This is a genomic window from Veillonella tobetsuensis (assembly GCF_002959935.1).
Lineage (GTDB): Bacteria > Bacillota > Negativicutes > Veillonellales > Veillonellaceae > Veillonella > Veillonella tobetsuensis.
This window is the reverse complement of sequence record NZ_PPDF01000001.1, coordinates 53,488-70,587: the sequence shown is the minus strand read 5'-3', so window position 1 is coordinate 70,587 and position 17,100 is coordinate 53,488. Positions and strand designations below refer to the sequence as shown.

Genomic DNA, 17,100 nt, shown 5'->3' with positions numbered 1-17,100 from the left:
ATTTAGATATATAAGTACTATGGAGGTTATAACATGGCAGATGACAGATTAATCGTCGCCCTCGACGTATCCACAATGGATGCGATGAAATCTATCGTGTCCTCACTAGGGGATTCCGTTAGTTTCTACAAGGTGGGGATGGAATTATTCTACGCCGAAGGGGACCAAACGGTTCGCTATTTGCAAGAGCACGGCAAGCATGTATTTCTCGATTTGAAATTACATGATATTCCTAATACGGTGGCCCATGGCGTATCTTCCCTTACTCGTTTAGGCGCCAATTTAATTACCATTCACGGTCAAGGTGGCCCTATAATGATGAAAGCTGCCGCTGAGGCTGCTCGTGAAAGCGCTGAAAAACTAGGCATCGAACGTCCAAAACTATTGGCTATTACCGTTTTAACGAGCTTTGATGACGAATCTTGGACATCTATTGGCGGTCAATTACCAATTGCAGACCAAGTAATTCGCCTTGCTAAACTAGCAAAAGAATCTGGTATGGACGGTGTTGTATGTTCCGCTTTAGAGGCTAGGATGATTCGCGATGCCTGCGGACCAGAGTTCCTTATCGTTACGCCTGGTATTCGCCCATCCTTTGCAGCCACAAATGACCAAAAACGCATCGCTACACCATCGAGTGCGTTACAAGATGGCGCATCTCGCCTCGTTATTGGCCGACCGATTACACAAGCGGATAACCCACAAGAAGCTGTGCGCTTGATTATTGAAGAAATGGAGAGTGTATCCAAATGATGTCAGAACAAGAAGTAAAACAATTACTTATCGATACCCAAGCAATTTTAGAAGGTCATTTCTTATTGACTTCTGGTCTGCATAGCCCAATGTACGTTGAAAAATTCAATGTATTACAACATCCAAAGTACACTGAAACATTGTGTAAAGAGTTAGCTGAACGCTTCCGCGATCAAAATGTAGAACTCGTTATTGGACCTATGACTGGTGGTATCTTATTGGCTCACGAAGTTGGTAAAGAATTGGGTACTCGCGCTATTTTCACAGAACGTGAAAAAGGCGTTATGACATTGCGTCGCGGTTTTAAGATTGAACCAGGTACACGCGTACTCATCGTTGAGGACATTGTAACTACTGGTGGTTCCGTACAAGAAGTTGTTAACGTAGTGAACCAATCCGGTGGTGAAATCGTAGGCGTCGGCCTTCTCGTTAACCGTTCTGGCGGCAAAGCCGAATTTGGCGTACCAAACGAAAAGGTACAAGCATTACTCAACCTTGAAGTTCCAACATACAAGCCAGAGGAATGCCCTCTTTGTAAAGATGGCGTAGCTATGACAGAACGCGGTTCTAAACACATTAAATAAAATTATAAACAGATACAAAAAGAGCTCCTTCACTGAGGAGCTCTTTTTGCTTGTGTGTAGTTATTGTGTGTAAGAGAGAGATTCTGATACATATGTATCACGTAGAGTGTATGGCTCTACGGTGGCCATGAATGCACTTTCATGACCACGCGCTCTAAAAGTGTTGTGAGAGAAAAGAATCAATAAAATACTATTGATTTTGAGTAGTCTGTGATGCACCTTGTTCCACAGATGGTTGAGGCACATTACCATTTGGTTGCCCCCCTTGAGGCATTTGACCAGGTTGACCTTGTTGCCCTATTTGACCAGATTGGCCTTGTGGAGGCATTTGACCATTTTGATGCATATACTGACCATTATTTCGTCCCATACCATCTTGAGGCATCATTTGGTTTTGACAATTTTGGTACATATGTTGACCATTATTTGGCCCCATACCATCTTGAGGCATCATTTTATTATTTCCATCCATCATATGTTGATTCATATGCATATTAGGACCATCATGTCTATGTGTTTTTCTGAACTGTTGTTCATTGGTTTTCATCCATTCACCAAAATTTGGTAAATCATTTACAGCAAAGGATGTACCTACCCCTACAGCACTGATTACAGTTAGAATGGCAGCAATTATAATTCGTCTCATAGGTCCTCCTTAATCTACATTGCTGAAATAACGTTCGCGTACACCACGAAGTTCAATACCAATAAAGATACATGTAAGGCCCCCAAAGAGACCTACACCACCAAGTGCCACTAAAGTTACCAATGATAATGCAGGAAATGCCGTTACATTCTCGAATGGTTGCCAAGAGCTACCTAATAAATACAGGATTGCCGGCGTAATAATAAATATAAGAACCCCCACAATATATGATAAACCACTACCGATGGATAGTAAGGTTTTAGATGCTTTTTTAGCCATTCCTGGCAACTGCGGCAATAAACGCTCTTTGTAGTCATCAAATCTAGCATAAATTTCTTGCATATTTACAGATTTACTGTCACCACCATCTTGGCCTAATGTATCTGTAATAATGCCTGCATCTACATAGGATGCATAAATTTCCTCTGGAGTACCTAACGATTTAATGATTTCACTATCTGTAAGGCCTTTTTCATAACCTACGGCAAAGTGTTCCTCATAAACCTCTATAATACTCTCTACATCGGCAACGTGCGCCTTTTTAAAAATATTGCGCAATGCCTCTAAAAAGCTATTTTTGTCCATTATAGTCGACTCCTTTCAACAGGATATTGATGACACTAGAAAATTCATCCCATTCTTGGCGCATCTGATTGTATGCTACACGGCCGTTTGCCGTGATGTGATAATATTTTCGAGATGGCCCTGTGGACGACTCTTTCAAATACGTTTCAACATACTTTTCTTTTTTCAATCTATTAAATAATGGATATATAGTTCCTTCTGAAATTTCAATGTATTCTGAAATAGTGCTTACGATTTCATATCCATAGCGATCACTTTGTGTTAATAGTGCTAGCACAAGCATATCCATAACACCTTTTTTTAATTGAACTTGCATAGTTCCTCCCTTTAGGCTGTGCCTACCTGCCAATGTGAAAGCTCTCTTACGGTCACTATCATGTACTGACAAATACATAATAACACAAGGTACCTCGAATTGCAAGGTACCTTGTAAAAAAATGTTTTATACAATATAAAACCCTTTCAATATCTCTAAAAACACACCTATTATAAAGTGTTTCATGAATTGAAAGGGTTTTAACATGTTAGATTAAATTCAATTTTCTAATGTAAATACACATCTATTAATTAATTTGTAGAGGCTTGTCCTAATTTTACCTGAGCGCTCTTCATTTTACCATTATGAGTATAAGATACTAAAATTGTATCACCAGGGCTCTTGGCATCAATTTGCTCTTTCAATTCGATTAATGTACTTACATTCTTACCATCGATTTGAGCAATCGTATCACCTTCTACAATACCAGCTCGAGCCACAGGACCGGTAGGATCCAATTGTACAATAAGAAGGCCTTCTCCTTCATAGCTTACATTATTGCGAGCTGCTGTTTGACGATCCACAGCCCATATTCCTAAATATGGACGGATTACCTTACCATTCTTGATGATAGAGTCGATAATAGACTTAGCAGAATTAATAGGAATAGCAAAGCCCATCCCCTCAACGCCTTCCTTAGAAATTTTAGAGCTATTGATGCCAATGAGCTCGCCATCCGCATTGAGTAATGCACCACCAGAGTTACCTGGATTAATAGCGGCATCAGTTTGAATCAATGGAAAACGTTGTCCTTGATCGTCAATGGTACGTGCCAAGGCACTGATCACGCCAGATGTTACAGAACCTTTAAACTCTAAACCTAATGGATTGCCGATAGCAATGGCAGGTTCACCTACTTGTAAGGAATCCGAATCACCTATAGTAATAGGTTGAATGTTCTTTGGCGCCGTAATTTTTACAACGGCCAAATCTGTTTGTGAATCTGTGCCTATAACGGTACCTGTTACAGTAGATCCATCAGACAAGGAAACTGTAACTTCCCCATTTTTAGCACCTGCCACAACATGGTTATTGGTAACAATATGACCTTCATTATCGATTAAAACGCCAGAGCCAACGCCTTCACCTGCATAAATAGTACGATTAAAGATATCCTTTTGGAATACCTGTGTTGTAATACCAACTACGGCAGGGCCTGATTTTTTAGCCGCCTGTACAACATAAGTATTTCGAGATTCTGTTAGTGGCTTAGTTTGTTTGGTATTCTCTGACACTACAGTTTGCTGGTGGCCTGCTGGAGTACCAAATAAATAATAACCACCGCCGATACCTACACAGGCTGCAATAGCACATGCTATAATTTGTTTCTTATAGTTTTTTATATTCATATATTTTCTCCTACATTTTTCAATTGTATACAATTAATACTAATTTATTATATTGCTAATATTATAGATTTGCAATATAACAATTCTTATTAAGCCTAAAATATATGTAAAAAGCAGAGAACACAAAAGAGGTATTCATTAGCATTTACTAATGAATACCTCTTTTGCATATAGTTTGAGAGTGTAAGGACTGTGAGAGAGAGTTATTTATGAAGACGGAAAAGTTGAGAGAGAACTTATTAAGAGAGAGAAGTTAAGTGTATCTTTTCCGTATATCTTCATAAAATCCTTACAATTATAGTATACACGATATGTCTAAAAAATAAACCATAGTATATAAACAATACTTAAAACTTCAATTATATCTCTATAATATAAGTCCTCTAATCCCATATCTTATCAACAGCGCACCAATCCATGAGTTCAAAGTGAATTAAACTGTTAATTTATACAAATTTATAACCTACGCCCCAAACAGTAATAATGTGTTTACTATCAGATGGATTTTCTTCAATTTCTTCACGTAAACGATTAATATGAACTGCTACAGTTGCATAATCACCATAAGAGTCCAAGCCCCATACACGGGAATATAATTCTTCTTTAGAGAATACAATATCGCGATTACGCATAAGGAATTCTAATAGTTGGAACTCTTTCTTTTTAAGATGAACTTCATTGTCGTTCACCCAAACTTTCATCATTTTTGGATCAAGACGAATATCACCAGATTGAATTGCATTCGTATCAACCACGTCTTTTTCTGTAAGACGTTTATATTGCGCTAACATTGCTTTGATTTTAGCAATCAATACGGATGGAGAGAATGGTTTTTCGATATAGTCATCTGCACCTACACCAAGGCCACGGATTTTATCAATATCATCAAGGCGTGCAGTAACCATTACGATAGGTACACGGACTTTGTCACGAATAATGCGACAAACTTCAAAGCCATCCATTTCCGGCAACATAACGTCCAAGATAATTAAGTCCACAGGTGTATTTAAAGCAGCTTCAATACCATCAGTACCATTGTTCATAACAGTTACATCATAACCAGCAACCATCAAATAATCACGTTCAATATTAGCAATATCGATATCGTCTTCAATTATTAGAATATGTTCACTCATGATTTTCTCCTTTTTTTGGGAACTCTAAAATAATCCTAAGTCCATGTGGTCTAATATTTTCTATCACTACACGACCTTCGAAAATTTCCATAATACGTCTAATAATCGAAAGACCAAGTCCACTCCCCTCCTGTGGATTAGTGCGGGACGAATCAACTCGATAAAACGGACGCATAAGTCGGTCAAGCGATTCTGGCGGAACCCCAGGGCCATCATCACTTACCACACAGTACACATGACTTTCATCTTCGGTGACATCAATAACACTATGTCCTATATCTGCCATCTTATATTTTGCACTATTATTTAAAATATTTTGCAAAACCCGTTGTAGCAACTGCGGATTTGCCATAATAGTTGCATCCTTTACGGTAATACGTTGACTTAATTCAAGACCTCTAGACTTGTAATGTTCTATATGATCATCAACAAAGCCCTGTACGTATTTACCTAGATTGATTGCTTCCGACGGTCTAGATTCTTTTTTATAATTTAGCGTTGTTATAAGGAATAGTTCCTCCAACATAGAATCTAAATCATTGGCGCGTTTTAAAATAATACCCATGTAGCGCTTTTGTTGCTCTTCAGTTGGTGCTATACCATCTCTAACACCTTCTGCATACGCTTTGATAGCAGTTAATGGAGTTCGGATATCATGGGAAATACCAGCTAGTAATTCCTTTTGTTGCTCCTGTTCCATCTCGATTTGATAATTAGCGACTCTCAATGATTCCGTCATATTACGAACGTGAATCATGATAAACTTAGTTACAAATCGGTTAATTGCAAAAAATGTAACAATAAACAAAAGTAAAGCCACAATGCTAATGTAGAAGGAAACTGATTCCATCAAACTATCACTACCATGAACAGCGCGTTTAATAGCTATATGGTACAAGTAAGCATGGTGACCTTCATTCTTACGCATTTCATACACAAAGGTATGATTTGATTGATACACAATGCCCTGTAATTCTGGGTTAACATCGATCAACCCTACAATCGCAGATTCATTGTAAATTTGTTGTGTTCCATAAGAATATAAAAGTTTACCTTGATCAAGAACCTCTACATAGATTTCATTTGGGTCAAACAAGCTATAGCTAGGTTTAACAAGAGAATCAATTAAACCATTATCTAAGCCATAAAAAGTAATTGTCTCAGCCACACGACTGACACTTTTAAATTGTTGTTCTTGCTCGATACGCAAATAGTATCCAGCATTTGCTAAAATGCGTAGCCCTGAAAAATATAACAAAAATAGAATAATTGCTATTAGTATAGGAACTACAAATAGAACAACATTGGATATCCAAATTCTAATTTGTAAATTCACAGGATTACCTCAATATCATAATTAGTAGATACTCCTTATAGTGTACGCTATTTTACGCATGATTAGCAAGCAAAAACGTAAATTTCATGTAATAAAATTCACAACTTATTCATCATATGTTTATAATTGTAACCAATAATAATTACTAATTATATTTTTTTCATATCTATCTCTAGAAAATATAAATAAAGAGTAGATTTTCTATAAATAGACATAAAAACAGCTCCACCTGTATAGGTAGAGCTGTTAATGTAAGATTAACGACGGTTAGCTTCGAAGAAGTTAATAGCAACTTCTGGGAACATAGCGTATGTTAATACGTCTTCGTCAGTGATACCATTGTAGCCTTTGGAAGCTAAATCTTGACGATAACCTTCCAATTCAGGTTCGATAAGATCTGCTGGACGGCAAGTGATAGGTTCTTCATCACCAATGATAGTGTGACGAATTTCGTCAGAAATTTTACCAGGCAACGCACCATATTTACCGCGTACAAGGTCTTTAACTTCGTTAGGAACCATTTTGTAACGGTCGCCCATCATAACGTTCATCATAGCCATTGTACCAACGATTTGGGATGTTGGAGTTACCAATGGAGGGTAACCCAAGTCTTCACGAACGCGTGGCATTTCATCCATAACGTCGAAGAAGCGATCGCCCATACCCATTTCATTCAATTGGTTTTGAGTATTGGACAACATACCGCCAGGAATTTGGTAACGACGAACAGCTGGGATTACATCGCTAGCTGGTTTCAAGTTGAATTCTTCAGCGATTTGTTGTTTTACTTTACGGAAATGGTCAACTAATGGAATGAATTTGTCAAGATCAAGACCAAGATCCCATTCAGTACCTTTGAACATTTCAATCATAGTTTCAGTAGCTGGTTGGCTAGTTGCATGAGCAAATGGGGAGATAGCAGTATCGATGATATCTACGCCAGCTTTAGCAGCTTCCCAGTATGTAGTGCTTGCAAGACCGCAAGTGAAATGGCTGTGCAAATCGATTGGCAATTCGCCAAAACGTTTTTTGAAAGTAGAAACTAAATCATATGCATCAGCAGGTCCTAACAAACCGGACATATCTTTGATACAAAGGGAATCAGTACCCATTTCTACCAATGTTTCAGCTACTTTCAAGAAGCTTTCAGTTGTATGAACTGGGGAAATAGTGTATACCATAGCGGATTGAACGTGTGCACCAGCTTTTTTGGAGTACTTAATAGCAGCTTCCATGTTACGTGGGTCATTCAATGCGTCGAAAATACGGATACGGTCGATACCATTTTTAACAGCTGCATTACAGAACGCTTCTACTACGTCATCAGAGTAGTGTTTGTAGCCCAATAAGTTTTGACCACGAAGCAACATTTGCAATGGAGTGTTTTTCAAATTGGATTTCAATTTGCGAAGGCGTTCCCATGGATCTTCATTCAAGAAACGAAGGCAGCTATCATAAGTAGCACCGCCCCAACACTCAAGAGCTTCATAACCAATTTCGTCTAAAAGACCAAGTACTGGTTCCATTTGCTCATAACGCATGCGTGTTGCCAAAATAGATTGATGACCGTCACGAAGAACGGTTTCACAGATTCTTAGTTTGTTTGCCATGTTAATCCTCCAATTCGAAATAGTTACCCGATGCAACTTTATGCATCTTTTCACTTACTATCTCATACCTATTTATCAACAATTTCTATAGTGCCTACCCATATAAGTAAAATACACTATGAATTATTGGAACATACTTATATTAGACTACTTCTAAAATTCTTTGTCAACAAGTATATTATGCTTATTTGTCATTAAAAAGCGATCATTTTCGGTATAAAAGTGTATGAAAAATCACAATAAACGCCGGATACACTAGATTTTATCTTGTATTTTCAATCATTACCAAAATAGTATGTTAATGAGAATGTATAAACTAACTAAACAAAATTTCGATATAATTTTTGTTTATGGTCTAGACTATATCAGTATTTCTTGATGTAGTATAACGAATTATCTTGATTAGTAAATGCAGTTATCAATTTTTATGATAAGAGTTCAGTAGGTTATAAACTTCATAATTATACATTTTACATTCTTTGTATAAGCGTTTTATTTCACTTTTTTCGGAGCTGTTTCAAGAACTATATTTTTGCCATTTCGTTTTACTTGAATAGAAAAAGCGCCTTCCCCTTCTTTAAAGTACTCCATCTTGATGTCTAATAGCATTTTCCCAATTAAAGTTTCTACCTTTTCTGTTAAGAACTCACGGTAGAAAGCATCTTGACTTTGTTGAGGACTTTGATGAATTACAGGCTTAGCTGCATTACGTTCGGCCTCCATCATCGTTTCTTCAAAATTATCCTCTCCCCCCCATTGCTTCATCATTTCCGCATCAGACAAACCTTTTTGAATCTTAAATTTTGCCATTATAATCACCTATTTCTCTTACTAAAAAGCTATAATTATTATTACCGAACCTCACTAGATACTACATCTAATAGTTCAATAATATTTTCTTTCACCCATATTGGATCAATGCCTGACATACAATAGGCTTTGCCCTTAGGACATTTTCTCTTACGACATCCTAAGCAATCCATATCATGATTTTGTATCACTCTATAAAGTCCAGTTAAGGGTCCCCATTCAGCGGGATTTGTAGGGCCAAATAGAGCCACAACAGGTCGATTTAAAGCAATCGCCATATGTAACGCACCAGTATCGCAAGAAACAACCACATCACAGGCCTGCAAAAGGGCGGCCATTTCACGAAGTGTTGTTTTACCTAATTTATTATAAACAGGTAATTCCTCTTTTTCTACATACTGCATGAGACTAGTAAAATCCTTTTCTTCCTTTGGTCCACCAAAGCAAATAAAATTACTCCTATATGACATGGATTCAATTAATTGCTGCCACTTTTCACTAGGCCAAGATTTAGTTTGCCAAGACGAACCAAGAACAATCCCTATAGTCGGTCTCTCTTTATCTGTGAAAGCATGTGCGATTTCAGATTGCGCCTGTTGCTGTTCCTCATCCGTCACAAAGAGATCCATTTGATTTATATCATCAAAACTTTCATCAGATCTAGTCGTCTCAGACGCATCATTAGCCAAAAGATCCTGATTAGAGGTTTCAACTGTACCTCTATCTTTAAGACTAGATTGCTGTATTGCCATCGGTAATAGCTGGGCCACTTCAAGATATTGCTCAATAACATGCTTGGATCTATCTTTTGATTTATAGTTTGTAAACAGCCAGTTCAACTCTTTCGTTCCACCCAAACCTAAGCGTATAGGAGCACCTGTTGCTAGTAATACAAGGCCTGTAATAAGGCGACCTTGTATATCAACAGCAATATCAAACTGATATGGTTGTAGCTGTTTTCTTAAATCCCACCACATATTCCACATGGTACGTAGGTGCAATTTTTTGGAATGAGCCTCATACACATCCCGTTCCCAGGGGATAATATGGTCTACATATGGATTATGTTCTAATAACTCAGCCATACTCGGTGTAACAATCCAATGTAATATTGCATTAGGATACCGTTGCTTTATCCACCGCGCAGCGGCTGTGGCATGTAGTATATCACCTATATAACTAAGCCGTACAAATAGTATATTCACAAACAACCGCCTTTCTCACATAGCGTTTATATTCTACTAACTATTCAGCATCAATACATTTCTGTTATTATTTACTGCTATCTAACAAAACAGATATGAATTTAAGTTTAATTATATAGCATAAAACCAAAAATATTTTATAAATAAAGCCTTTATAACCTAAGATTATAAAGGCTTTATGTTAATTCTTTTTCTTTTTTGAGTTAGTTGATGAATCAGAGGATGAAGATTTTTCATTATCTTCTGTTACCTTTGTCGTATCATCACTACCATTAGTAATAATTTCTTTCACAGTACTCATTGTCACCTCAGACAATGTAGTTGGATTATTATACTTATAAACTGGTTTGAAACCTACACCTAATTTACCAGTATATACAGTGATTACATTGTTATCTTCATCAACACGACCAATATAGATTGTTTTGCTAGTATCTACACCAATCAATCTATAGCGTCCTGGTGGATTGATTACACGCCAGCCACCTTCAATGCCGTTAAACATGAATATATCACCTGTTTTAGCATTGTCATAGAAGAAATTATCTTCATCGTAGAATACGGCTATGCGGCCAATGTCTGTAGCTTGCATGTAAACGCGACGAGTATCGTAGTTTGCATCAGTTCGATAAATGCGGTATGCACCTTCACGAACCTTTACCTTCATGTATACCACATTAGTTGCTTCGGAATATGCCGCATCAACAATACGACTGCCTTTTGGCACATCTTCTAGTTCTGTATCGACTTCATGTTCAGGATCATCTGCATTGAGTCGAGCCATAACGACTTTATTATCCGTATAAAGCCCCATAATTGCATAGTTACGGTCTGGCATCCAGTCAAAGTAACTAATGGAGCGGCCTTTTAAGTTAACCGTTGTAGGTTTACTTTCACCAGCCTTATAAATCCGTAGACTGTCATCAGTTACAACAGCCATAAATTGATGATCATAGGATACGTATTTACGGCCCTCTTTTACATTAGGGAAGTTTTTTGTGTCATCCTTAGATGCACCAGACACATTAAATTCAGTAGTGGGTGCAAACATATATTGATCAAGGTACAGATACACCCCTCCTTGCAGTAAAATACCTACTGCAAAGGCGCTCAGTACACGCGTAAAAGGTTTCATTGTCCCTCCTATTTCACGATAAACGCCGTAGGAATCATCCGTTCCCCTAACAAATCGGCTGGTTTATTAACAACTTTGCCATTTAAATACAAGGTAGAGCTAGAGCCACCATCGAGGTTAGCGGCAATGTATGCGCCCTTTTCATATAATACATCTTGTACATCACGCAATGTAGCACCGATAGAATAGCCCGGTTGACGACCATCGATAACTACAAATAACACAGTACCATCCTTGCGTTGACCAATAGCCGTACGAGGGCCTACGCCCCAACCGCCATCGCCATCAGTAATCATTTTCTTACCATCTACGATAAGCGGAGGACCAAAGGTAATACCTTCCATAGCTTTCATATCAGCTAGTTCTGCTTTGTCATAATTGCCAGCAATTAGGTTGCCAGATTTTGAGAACCCAATAAAGTCAACAGCCTCAGATGGGCCTACATCTTTACCGATGATATATTCTCCATCATGAAGAATAAAGCCATATGGTAAACGACCTGTACCCGTACCATTTGGATCGTGGAACCCACCGCCATTAATAGCCGCTACAGCACCATTCATTTTAGCGATATTACTTGTAGTATCACCTTTTTCTTGAATATTGGCTGCCGTTGCTACTTGAATGCGACGTGGATCAGGAATTTCAAGCACATAGCCGACATAACGAGATGACTCAATTTTTTCTAATTTTAAGTCCTTGTCTTCACGAGCATTAAATTTGAATAAGTCTTGGCTTTTTACAACGCCCACGGAACCAAGGATTGCTTGCAATTCATCAGTACTAAATAACCAAGTTATGTAGTGAGGGTGACGAGATTGCAATATAGCACCAATAACGGCACGTTTTACATTATTAAATGGACCAAACAATACCACTACTGGTGATGTGACTGCGGTAAACAAGAACACCATGAGGATGAACTTTACCCAATTCTTTTTAAACAATGTCTATCTCCTTATAAATCACTGAAATGTTCAGTGCTAATTCGCTCTTCAAAATGCTTAATATCTACAGCATTGCCAATCCAGACGCGCAAAATATTATACGGATTATCGCCTTTATGCGCCCAACCAGATTTCATAGCCATTGCCATTTTTATGCCGCTCTCTTTTGTTGCCGCATCGGTATCCTTGTTTTTGTCGCCATAAGGATAGCAGAACCAAGGATTATCTGTAATACCAAGCTTATCAGCTAGAGCTTGTTGAGCCCTTTTAATATTTTCCATTTGCTCCGCTTTTGAAAGCTGTCCCATTTCGATATGCTGGAACCCATGATTAGAAATGGTCATACCATTTTCTTTCATCTCTTTCAATTGCTCCCATGTAAGTCGCGTTCCTACATCGCCCGGATTAACAAATACAGTAGCAGCAAAACCATACTCTTTCATCAAAGGATATACGATAGAATAGGTATCTGCATACCCATCATCAAAGGTTAACACTACAGGCTTTTCAGGTACCGCAGCGCCATTAACTACATAATCGTATAATTGATCCATCGTCAATGGGTTATACCCGTTATCCTTGAGGAATTTCATTTGCTCTCTAAACAAATCTTCACGAATAACTGCATCATTATCTTTATCATCACCAATTTTGTGATACATGAGTACTGGAATCCCAGACGGTTGTACCATTGTTACCTCTTTCACAGGCGGCGTTTTAGTTTTAGTTTCAGTTGTTTGCTGTGAAAGCAATCCACATCCTGCTAGCATTGTAGCAATTACAATTGTGAAAAGCATTACCAATGAAAATCGTTTCATAGGTCCCCCTTTATATAGACACAATTTTATACGATATATTATATCATTTCTATGAAAAATAGTAAAAACCAGTAAATTATTTACGCCTTATTGTAATCCAGGCCAGAATGATTTAATATTCTAATTGTAAAATATATTTTTAACAGTACTATACATATAGACAAAGGATTTACCATGAAAAAACGCCTTACTCTTATTCAAATGGACGTCCATGTTAATGACGTTGAATATAATTACAATCGTGTTCAAGAATTACTCTCCCAATCTCTTTCTGAAAATCCAGATATTATCATTTTGCCAGAGACATGGAATACAGGGTTTTATCCTTCAAGAGAGTTAATCAATATTTCCGATAAGAACGGAGAACGAACTAAATCGTTATTAAGTACATTTGCAAAAGAGCATAATGTAAATATTGTAGGCGGTTCCGTAGCTGTTGCTAAAAATGATGTTGTGTTCAATACGTCCTATACATATAATCGCAACGGCGAACTAGTTGGCGAATACTCCAAGATGCATGGTTTTAGTCCAGCCAAAGAAGACCAATACTTCGCAGGCGGCACACATACTACGCATTTTGAGTTAGATGGCATTCCATGCAGCACCGTCATCTGCTACGACATCCGATTCCCAGAACTCGTGAGAATGGCTGCATTACCTGGCACCGAACTTCTATTCGTACCTGCCCAATGGCCGACTATGCGTTTACGCCATTGGCAAGTATTAAACGAAGTACGCGCTATCGAGAATCAGTTATTCCTTTGTGCTGTAAATGGGTGCGGCACGGTCGGTCGCGTTCAAAGCACTGGCCACTCTGCCGTTTATGATCCATGGGGTACAAATCTACTAGAGATGGATACTAAGGAAGGCATTGCTTCCATAGACATCGACCTCGCTGTAGTCGAAGATATCCGTAACAAAATCAATATCTTTAGAGATCGTAAACCAGAACTCTACAACCTATAATATAAAGGCACATTGTTATTGAATTTCTCCTTATATTAGGAAAAGCATTCATTTAACGATGTGCCTTTAGTTTTGTTTTGTTTTATTGTACTGTATGGAGGAAATAAATTACTCTAGTTTGTTCCGGATTAACGGCCATACCGGCAACGGTAAACATATTATATAAATAATCAAATTTAAAGATGTAGAATGTGTACTCTGCGTTAAATGGTCTCTTTACCTCTTTATACGAATAGTAACCCAAATATTTTTTCTGTAAAGCCTTATTTTCATCATTAGACAACACTTTATCAGAACTTAATTGGCTAGCATCTTGCTCTAAGTCAAAACCCATTTGATTGTTCTTTTGGTTAGAGAGTTCACGATTAACTTGTCGCTTAATATTTTCATTACTTAGCGCCAGCTTATATTGATACATATTATTGAATGTATTGGTTACTTCAATCCATTCTTCTGGCAATATAGTAGATACGTATTTTCTATAATTCGTCTTAACATCTTCGTAAGGTTTAATAGAAACACGTTCAGCCTGCCCCTTAGTAATAATAAACTTAGCATGATTTTCTGCATCTTGAATATAAGGCTTTAGTTCTGATGGTTTGCCTGTGAAAGAAACTTGAATGTAACGACCATCTTCAATTGCCTTAGGAGGTTTTAAATGAATATCAACCTGCTTAGCAAATGATGGTATTTTCTTTGGAAAACCTGACAAATCATTCACTTTATCTACATCTATATGATTGTAATATTCCTTGTCATTAATAGGATACTTAATACTTTCTCTAAAATTAATAGCATCCACAATTTGTTTTTCAATTTCCTCTTGTGTATAAGGATTTTTAATAAGGTCTCGTTGCGGCACACCTCTTATTTTTCTATTATGTTCCTCAATATGAGCATGCATACGTAATTCTGCATCTCGATGTTGCAACATTTGTTCATTATATGTTTTTTAGCAACGGACATAACAGCATAAGATAGTTCTGTTTCACCTGTAACTTTACTTTCCATATAGGGCATAACCTCTAAAGGTTGTGTTCTATCAAGTTGAGTAGTCTTTGTACTCAATGGTATTGATACAGGTGGGTTAGATATCTGCTCGGCATTTGCTATCCCTATACTAGCAGATAATACGGTCACAACTAGTGCAATTCTTTTTAACTTCATTCAAATCTCTCTCAGCTAAACTATATAAAATGGTTGGTATACATGTCATACAACCACGCAAATACTCTATAACTCAATAATCTTCCACATTTCCTCTGGAACTTGTTCTAGAGGTTTATTTTTTGCCATAGCTTCTTTTAGGATATCAATGGTATCTTGGACTTCTTGTTTATCCTTTGTATCTGGATCGTGGAGAATAACACGGTTTAAAGAGCCTTCGCCAAATTGTTTTAAATATTCTTTTTCTACTTGATTTAATTCACGACGTAAGTATTTCATTAATATGACCTCTACTTATAAATAAATTTTCGATGACCTACTTCTACCGCTATAATCACACAATTCGTATCACTAATGTCAACAATAACTCTATAGTTGCCAATTCTATACCGCCACAATCCTTGTTTATTACCAGTTAACGATTTACCAGAATATCGTGGATTTTCTACATTATCCAAATGTTTTATCAACCAATTAAAAATATAACGTTGTGTTGACTTATCCAACTTTGAAAATTGTCGGTCAAACCGTTTACTAAACTCTAGCTTATAAACCATACTTTGCACGCATTTCTGCTACAGAATATGTAACAGGATCCTGTTTATATTCTTTCAAAGCTTCTTGACCCACTCTAAGATCAAAGTCATTTTCGATTTTTTCTAGTAACGCTTTTTTAAATAGTGTTGACAAGGTTTCATCCATAAATTCCGCATACGTTTTAAACAGTGTTTCTTCTTGTTCATTAAGTCTCACAGAAATATTTGACATACAAAGCACCTCCTTGTGTATTACATTGTAATACACAAGGAGGTGCCTGTCTATAATTATAATTATATTATTTTGTCATGCTTGCTTTTAATGCAGCAATTTCTGCATGAAGTTCTTGTAATTGAGTGTCTTGTGTAGCATCCTTAGCTTTTAATGCATTATTTTCTGCTTGTAAGGTTCTAATTTGACTATTCATTTGTGCCTTACTCATAGCATTACCCGCTCCCACTTTAACGGATACTCCAGCGTTAATCATATTTTCGCCATTTCCTACAGCGCCACCAACACTAATTGTGGTCATGTCATTAGGGTTATAAGAACCGCCTATTGCCACTGCCTTTTGACCATTATAGATACCAACACCAGCAGCCACACCGAATTTAGTACCATCTCCACTAACAGGATGCAAAGCAGCTAGTGCGGCTGCACCTGCACCAACCTTATTAATGCGACTATCAAGATTAGACACTCGTTGGTTAACAGAGGATATACCTGTTTCTACAGAGCCAACACGTTGATCTAGTGTATTGATATTACTTTCAATACTAGCAAAACGATTATTTGCAGCAGTTGTATGTGACGTTAATATTTCTGTATTTACTTTTACCTCTTTACCAAGATTTGAAACATTTGTATCAATTGTGCTTATCTTTGTTTCAACATTCGTAACACAAGCATCAACCTTTGTCACCTTGGAATCTACGGATTGTACAGATTGTTCTACAGTTTGAATTCGTGCATCAGTTTTGTCTGCTCGTTCCGTTAACGTGGACACTTGAGATTGAACAGTATTAATTTTACTTTCTACCGTATTAACACGATTGTCGATATTCGTAATTTGTTGATTAACAACTGTACCGCTATTCTTCATTTCTTTACGTACAGCACTTAATTGTTCTTCTGTAGCTGCACGACCTTTACAACAGTATAGCAACCTTTTTTGACATTAAAAATAACTCGATAGACCTT

At 37.3% G+C, this 17,100-nt stretch carries 20 protein-coding genes; 3 read left to right on the top strand and 17 right to left on the bottom strand.

The features are described 5' to 3' along the window. Nucleotides 1–33 precede the first annotated feature (33 nt). Both pyrF and pyrE read left to right on the top strand, forming a co-directional pair. Nucleotides 34–753 (top strand): orotidine-5'-phosphate decarboxylase, encoded by a 720-nt coding sequence (gene pyrF / locus VTHSUH11_RS00360; RefSeq protein WP_105092233.1) that lies wholly within the window; start codon nucleotides 34–36, stop codon nucleotides 751–753. After that, nucleotides 750–1,337, top strand: coding sequence for an orotate phosphoribosyltransferase (pyrE, locus tag VTHSUH11_RS00355; protein WP_059361590.1), 588 nt, complete (start codon nucleotides 750–752; stop codon nucleotides 1,335–1,337). The genes pyrF and pyrE overlap by 4 nt, the downstream gene beginning before the upstream one ends. A gap of 190 nt (nucleotides 1,338–1,527) precedes the next feature. Here the strand turns inward: pyrE and VTHSUH11_RS00350 are convergent, their stop codons facing one another. The 12 genes from VTHSUH11_RS00350 to VTHSUH11_RS00295 all read right to left on the bottom strand — a co-directional run bounded on the left by VTHSUH11_RS00350 (nucleotide 1,528) and on the right by VTHSUH11_RS00295 (nucleotide 13,230). Then, nucleotides 1,528–1,983: a transcriptional regulator gene (locus VTHSUH11_RS00350; RefSeq protein WP_105092232.1), complete on the bottom strand. Its 456-nt coding sequence runs from the start codon at nucleotides 1,981–1,983 to the stop codon at nucleotides 1,528–1,530. Between the two features lie 9 nt (nucleotides 1,984–1,992). After that, nucleotides 1,993–2,568 carry a DUF1700 domain-containing protein gene (locus tag VTHSUH11_RS00345; protein ID WP_059361589.1) on the bottom strand — a complete coding sequence of 192 codons (576 nt, stop codon included), beginning with the start codon at nucleotides 2,566–2,568 and terminating at the stop codon, nucleotides 1,993–1,995. Further along, nucleotides 2,555–2,884 (bottom strand): PadR family transcriptional regulator, encoded by a 330-nt coding sequence (locus tag VTHSUH11_RS00340; protein ID WP_059361588.1) that lies wholly within the window; start codon nucleotides 2,882–2,884, stop codon nucleotides 2,555–2,557. The genes VTHSUH11_RS00345 and VTHSUH11_RS00340 overlap by 14 nt, the downstream gene beginning before the upstream one ends. Before the next feature lie 251 nt (nucleotides 2,885–3,135). Beyond that, a complete protein-coding gene (locus VTHSUH11_RS00335; RefSeq protein ID WP_059361587.1) occupies nucleotides 3,136–4,233 on the bottom strand; it encodes a S1C family serine protease in 1,098 nt (365 codons plus the stop codon). Between the two features lie 446 nt (nucleotides 4,234–4,679). Further along, nucleotides 4,680–5,369, bottom strand: coding sequence for a response regulator transcription factor (locus VTHSUH11_RS00330; RefSeq protein WP_059361586.1), 690 nt, complete (start codon nucleotides 5,367–5,369; stop codon nucleotides 4,680–4,682). Beyond that, the gene (locus tag VTHSUH11_RS00325; RefSeq protein ID WP_105092231.1) at nucleotides 5,362–6,705 is read right to left on the bottom strand and encodes a sensor histidine kinase; all 1,344 of its coding nucleotides are present in this window, start codon (nucleotides 6,703–6,705) and stop codon (nucleotides 5,362–5,364) included. The genes VTHSUH11_RS00330 and VTHSUH11_RS00325 overlap by 8 nt, the downstream gene beginning before the upstream one ends. Nucleotides 6,706–6,962: 257 nt before the next feature. Then, entirely contained in the window at nucleotides 6,963–8,315 is a 1,353-nt protein-coding gene (locus VTHSUH11_RS00320; protein ID WP_059361584.1) for a pyruvate carboxylase subunit B, read from the bottom strand. A 492-nt stretch (nucleotides 8,316–8,807) separates the two neighbouring features. Next, nucleotides 8,808–9,125 (bottom strand): hypothetical protein, encoded by a 318-nt coding sequence (locus tag VTHSUH11_RS00315; RefSeq protein ID WP_059361583.1) that lies wholly within the window; start codon nucleotides 9,123–9,125, stop codon nucleotides 8,808–8,810. A 41-nt stretch (nucleotides 9,126–9,166) separates the two neighbouring features. Beyond that, nucleotides 9,167–10,330 (bottom strand): glycosyltransferase family 9 protein, encoded by a 1,164-nt coding sequence (locus VTHSUH11_RS00310; RefSeq protein ID WP_059361582.1) that lies wholly within the window; start codon nucleotides 10,328–10,330, stop codon nucleotides 9,167–9,169. A gap of 181 nt (nucleotides 10,331–10,511) precedes the next feature. After that, a complete protein-coding gene (locus tag VTHSUH11_RS00305) occupies nucleotides 10,512–11,465 on the bottom strand; it encodes a hypothetical protein (RefSeq protein WP_105092230.1) in 954 nt (317 codons plus the stop codon). Between the two features lie 8 nt (nucleotides 11,466–11,473). Then, nucleotides 11,474–12,412 carry a phosphodiester glycosidase family protein gene (locus VTHSUH11_RS00300; RefSeq protein ID WP_059361580.1) on the bottom strand — a complete coding sequence of 313 codons (939 nt, stop codon included), beginning with the start codon at nucleotides 12,410–12,412 and terminating at the stop codon, nucleotides 11,474–11,476. Nucleotides 12,413–12,423: 11 nt separating this feature from the next. After that, nucleotides 12,424–13,230 carry a polysaccharide deacetylase family protein gene (locus tag VTHSUH11_RS00295; RefSeq protein WP_105092229.1) on the bottom strand — a complete coding sequence of 269 codons (807 nt, stop codon included), beginning with the start codon at nucleotides 13,228–13,230 and terminating at the stop codon, nucleotides 12,424–12,426. A gap of 174 nt (nucleotides 13,231–13,404) precedes the next feature. Here VTHSUH11_RS00295 and VTHSUH11_RS00290 point away from each other — a divergent pair, with 174 nt between their 5' ends. Then, nucleotides 13,405–14,196, top strand: a complete 792-nt coding sequence (locus VTHSUH11_RS00290; RefSeq protein WP_105092228.1) for a carbon-nitrogen family hydrolase — start codon at nucleotides 13,405–13,407, stop codon at nucleotides 14,194–14,196. Nucleotides 14,197–14,278: 82 nt separating this feature from the next. On the opposite strand, the gene VTHSUH11_RS00285 is transcribed toward VTHSUH11_RS00290, so the two are convergent. From VTHSUH11_RS00285 to VTHSUH11_RS00265, 5 genes are all read right to left on the bottom strand, one after another. Further along, nucleotides 14,279–15,130, bottom strand: a complete 852-nt coding sequence (locus tag VTHSUH11_RS00285; RefSeq protein WP_244899951.1) for a hypothetical protein — start codon at nucleotides 15,128–15,130, stop codon at nucleotides 14,279–14,281. Nucleotides 15,131–15,429: 299 nt separating this feature from the next. Then, nucleotides 15,430–15,642, bottom strand: coding sequence for a hypothetical protein (locus VTHSUH11_RS00280; protein ID WP_059361576.1), 213 nt, complete (start codon nucleotides 15,640–15,642; stop codon nucleotides 15,430–15,432). 11 nt (nucleotides 15,643–15,653) lie between these two features. After that, nucleotides 15,654–15,920: a type II toxin-antitoxin system RelE family toxin gene (locus tag VTHSUH11_RS00275; protein ID WP_038124768.1), complete on the bottom strand. Its 267-nt coding sequence runs from the start codon at nucleotides 15,918–15,920 to the stop codon at nucleotides 15,654–15,656. Then, nucleotides 15,910–16,131, bottom strand: coding sequence for a type II toxin-antitoxin system RelB family antitoxin (gene relB / locus VTHSUH11_RS00270; RefSeq protein WP_016475958.1), 222 nt, complete (start codon nucleotides 16,129–16,131; stop codon nucleotides 15,910–15,912). Before relB ends, VTHSUH11_RS00275 begins: the two co-directional genes overlap by 11 nt. Before the next feature lie 67 nt (nucleotides 16,132–16,198). Beyond that, nucleotides 16,199–17,065 (bottom strand): YadA C-terminal domain-containing protein, encoded by an 867-nt coding sequence (locus tag VTHSUH11_RS00265; RefSeq protein WP_146104604.1) that lies wholly within the window; start codon nucleotides 17,063–17,065, stop codon nucleotides 16,199–16,201. Between the last annotated feature and the right edge of the window lie 35 nt (nucleotides 17,066–17,100).

What these genes read in the sequence shown, in the direction of transcription:
- pyrF (WP_105092233.1), top strand. Translation starts at nt 34, where the DNA reads ATGGCAGATGACAGATTAATCGTCGCCCTCGACGTATCCACAATGGAT.
- VTHSUH11_RS00350 (WP_105092232.1), bottom strand. Translation starts at nt 1,983, where the DNA reads ATGAGACGAATTATAATTGCTGCCATTCTAACTGTAATCAGTGCTGTA.
- VTHSUH11_RS00280 (WP_059361576.1), bottom strand. Translation starts at nt 15,642, where the DNA reads ATGAAATACTTACGTCGTGAATTAAATCAAGTAGAAAAAGAATATTTA.
- VTHSUH11_RS00290 (WP_105092228.1), top strand. Translation starts at nt 13,405, where the DNA reads ATGAAAAAACGCCTTACTCTTATTCAAATGGACGTCCATGTTAATGAC.
- VTHSUH11_RS00340 (WP_059361588.1), bottom strand. Translation starts at nt 2,884, where the DNA reads ATGCAAGTTCAATTAAAAAAAGGTGTTATGGATATGCTTGTGCTAGCA.
- VTHSUH11_RS00275 (WP_038124768.1), bottom strand. Translation starts at nt 15,920, where the DNA reads ATGGTTTATAAGCTAGAGTTTAGTAAACGGTTTGACCGACAATTTTCA.
- VTHSUH11_RS00285 (WP_244899951.1), bottom strand. Translation starts at nt 15,130, where the DNA reads ATGTTGCAACATCGAGATGCAGAATTACGTATGCATGCTCATATTGAG.
- pyrE (WP_059361590.1), top strand. Translation starts at nt 750, where the DNA reads ATGATGTCAGAACAAGAAGTAAAACAATTACTTATCGATACCCAAGCA.
- VTHSUH11_RS00320 (WP_059361584.1), bottom strand. Translation starts at nt 8,315, where the DNA reads ATGGCAAACAAACTAAGAATCTGTGAAACCGTTCTTCGTGACGGTCAT.
- VTHSUH11_RS00345 (WP_059361589.1), bottom strand. Translation starts at nt 2,568, where the DNA reads ATGGACAAAAATAGCTTTTTAGAGGCATTGCGCAATATTTTTAAAAAG.
- VTHSUH11_RS00330 (WP_059361586.1), bottom strand. Translation starts at nt 5,369, where the DNA reads ATGAGTGAACATATTCTAATAATTGAAGACGATATCGATATTGCTAAT.
- VTHSUH11_RS00315 (WP_059361583.1), bottom strand. Translation starts at nt 9,125, where the DNA reads ATGGCAAAATTTAAGATTCAAAAAGGTTTGTCTGATGCGGAAATGATG.
- VTHSUH11_RS00335 (WP_059361587.1), bottom strand. Translation starts at nt 4,233, where the DNA reads ATGAATATAAAAAACTATAAGAAACAAATTATAGCATGTGCTATTGCA.
- VTHSUH11_RS00305 (WP_105092230.1), bottom strand. Translation starts at nt 11,465, where the DNA reads ATGAAACCTTTTACGCGTGTACTGAGCGCCTTTGCAGTAGGTATTTTA.
- relB (WP_016475958.1), bottom strand. Translation starts at nt 16,131, where the DNA reads ATGTCAAATATTTCTGTGAGACTTAATGAACAAGAAGAAACACTGTTT.
- VTHSUH11_RS00295 (WP_105092229.1), bottom strand. Translation starts at nt 13,230, where the DNA reads ATGAAACGATTTTCATTGGTAATGCTTTTCACAATTGTAATTGCTACA.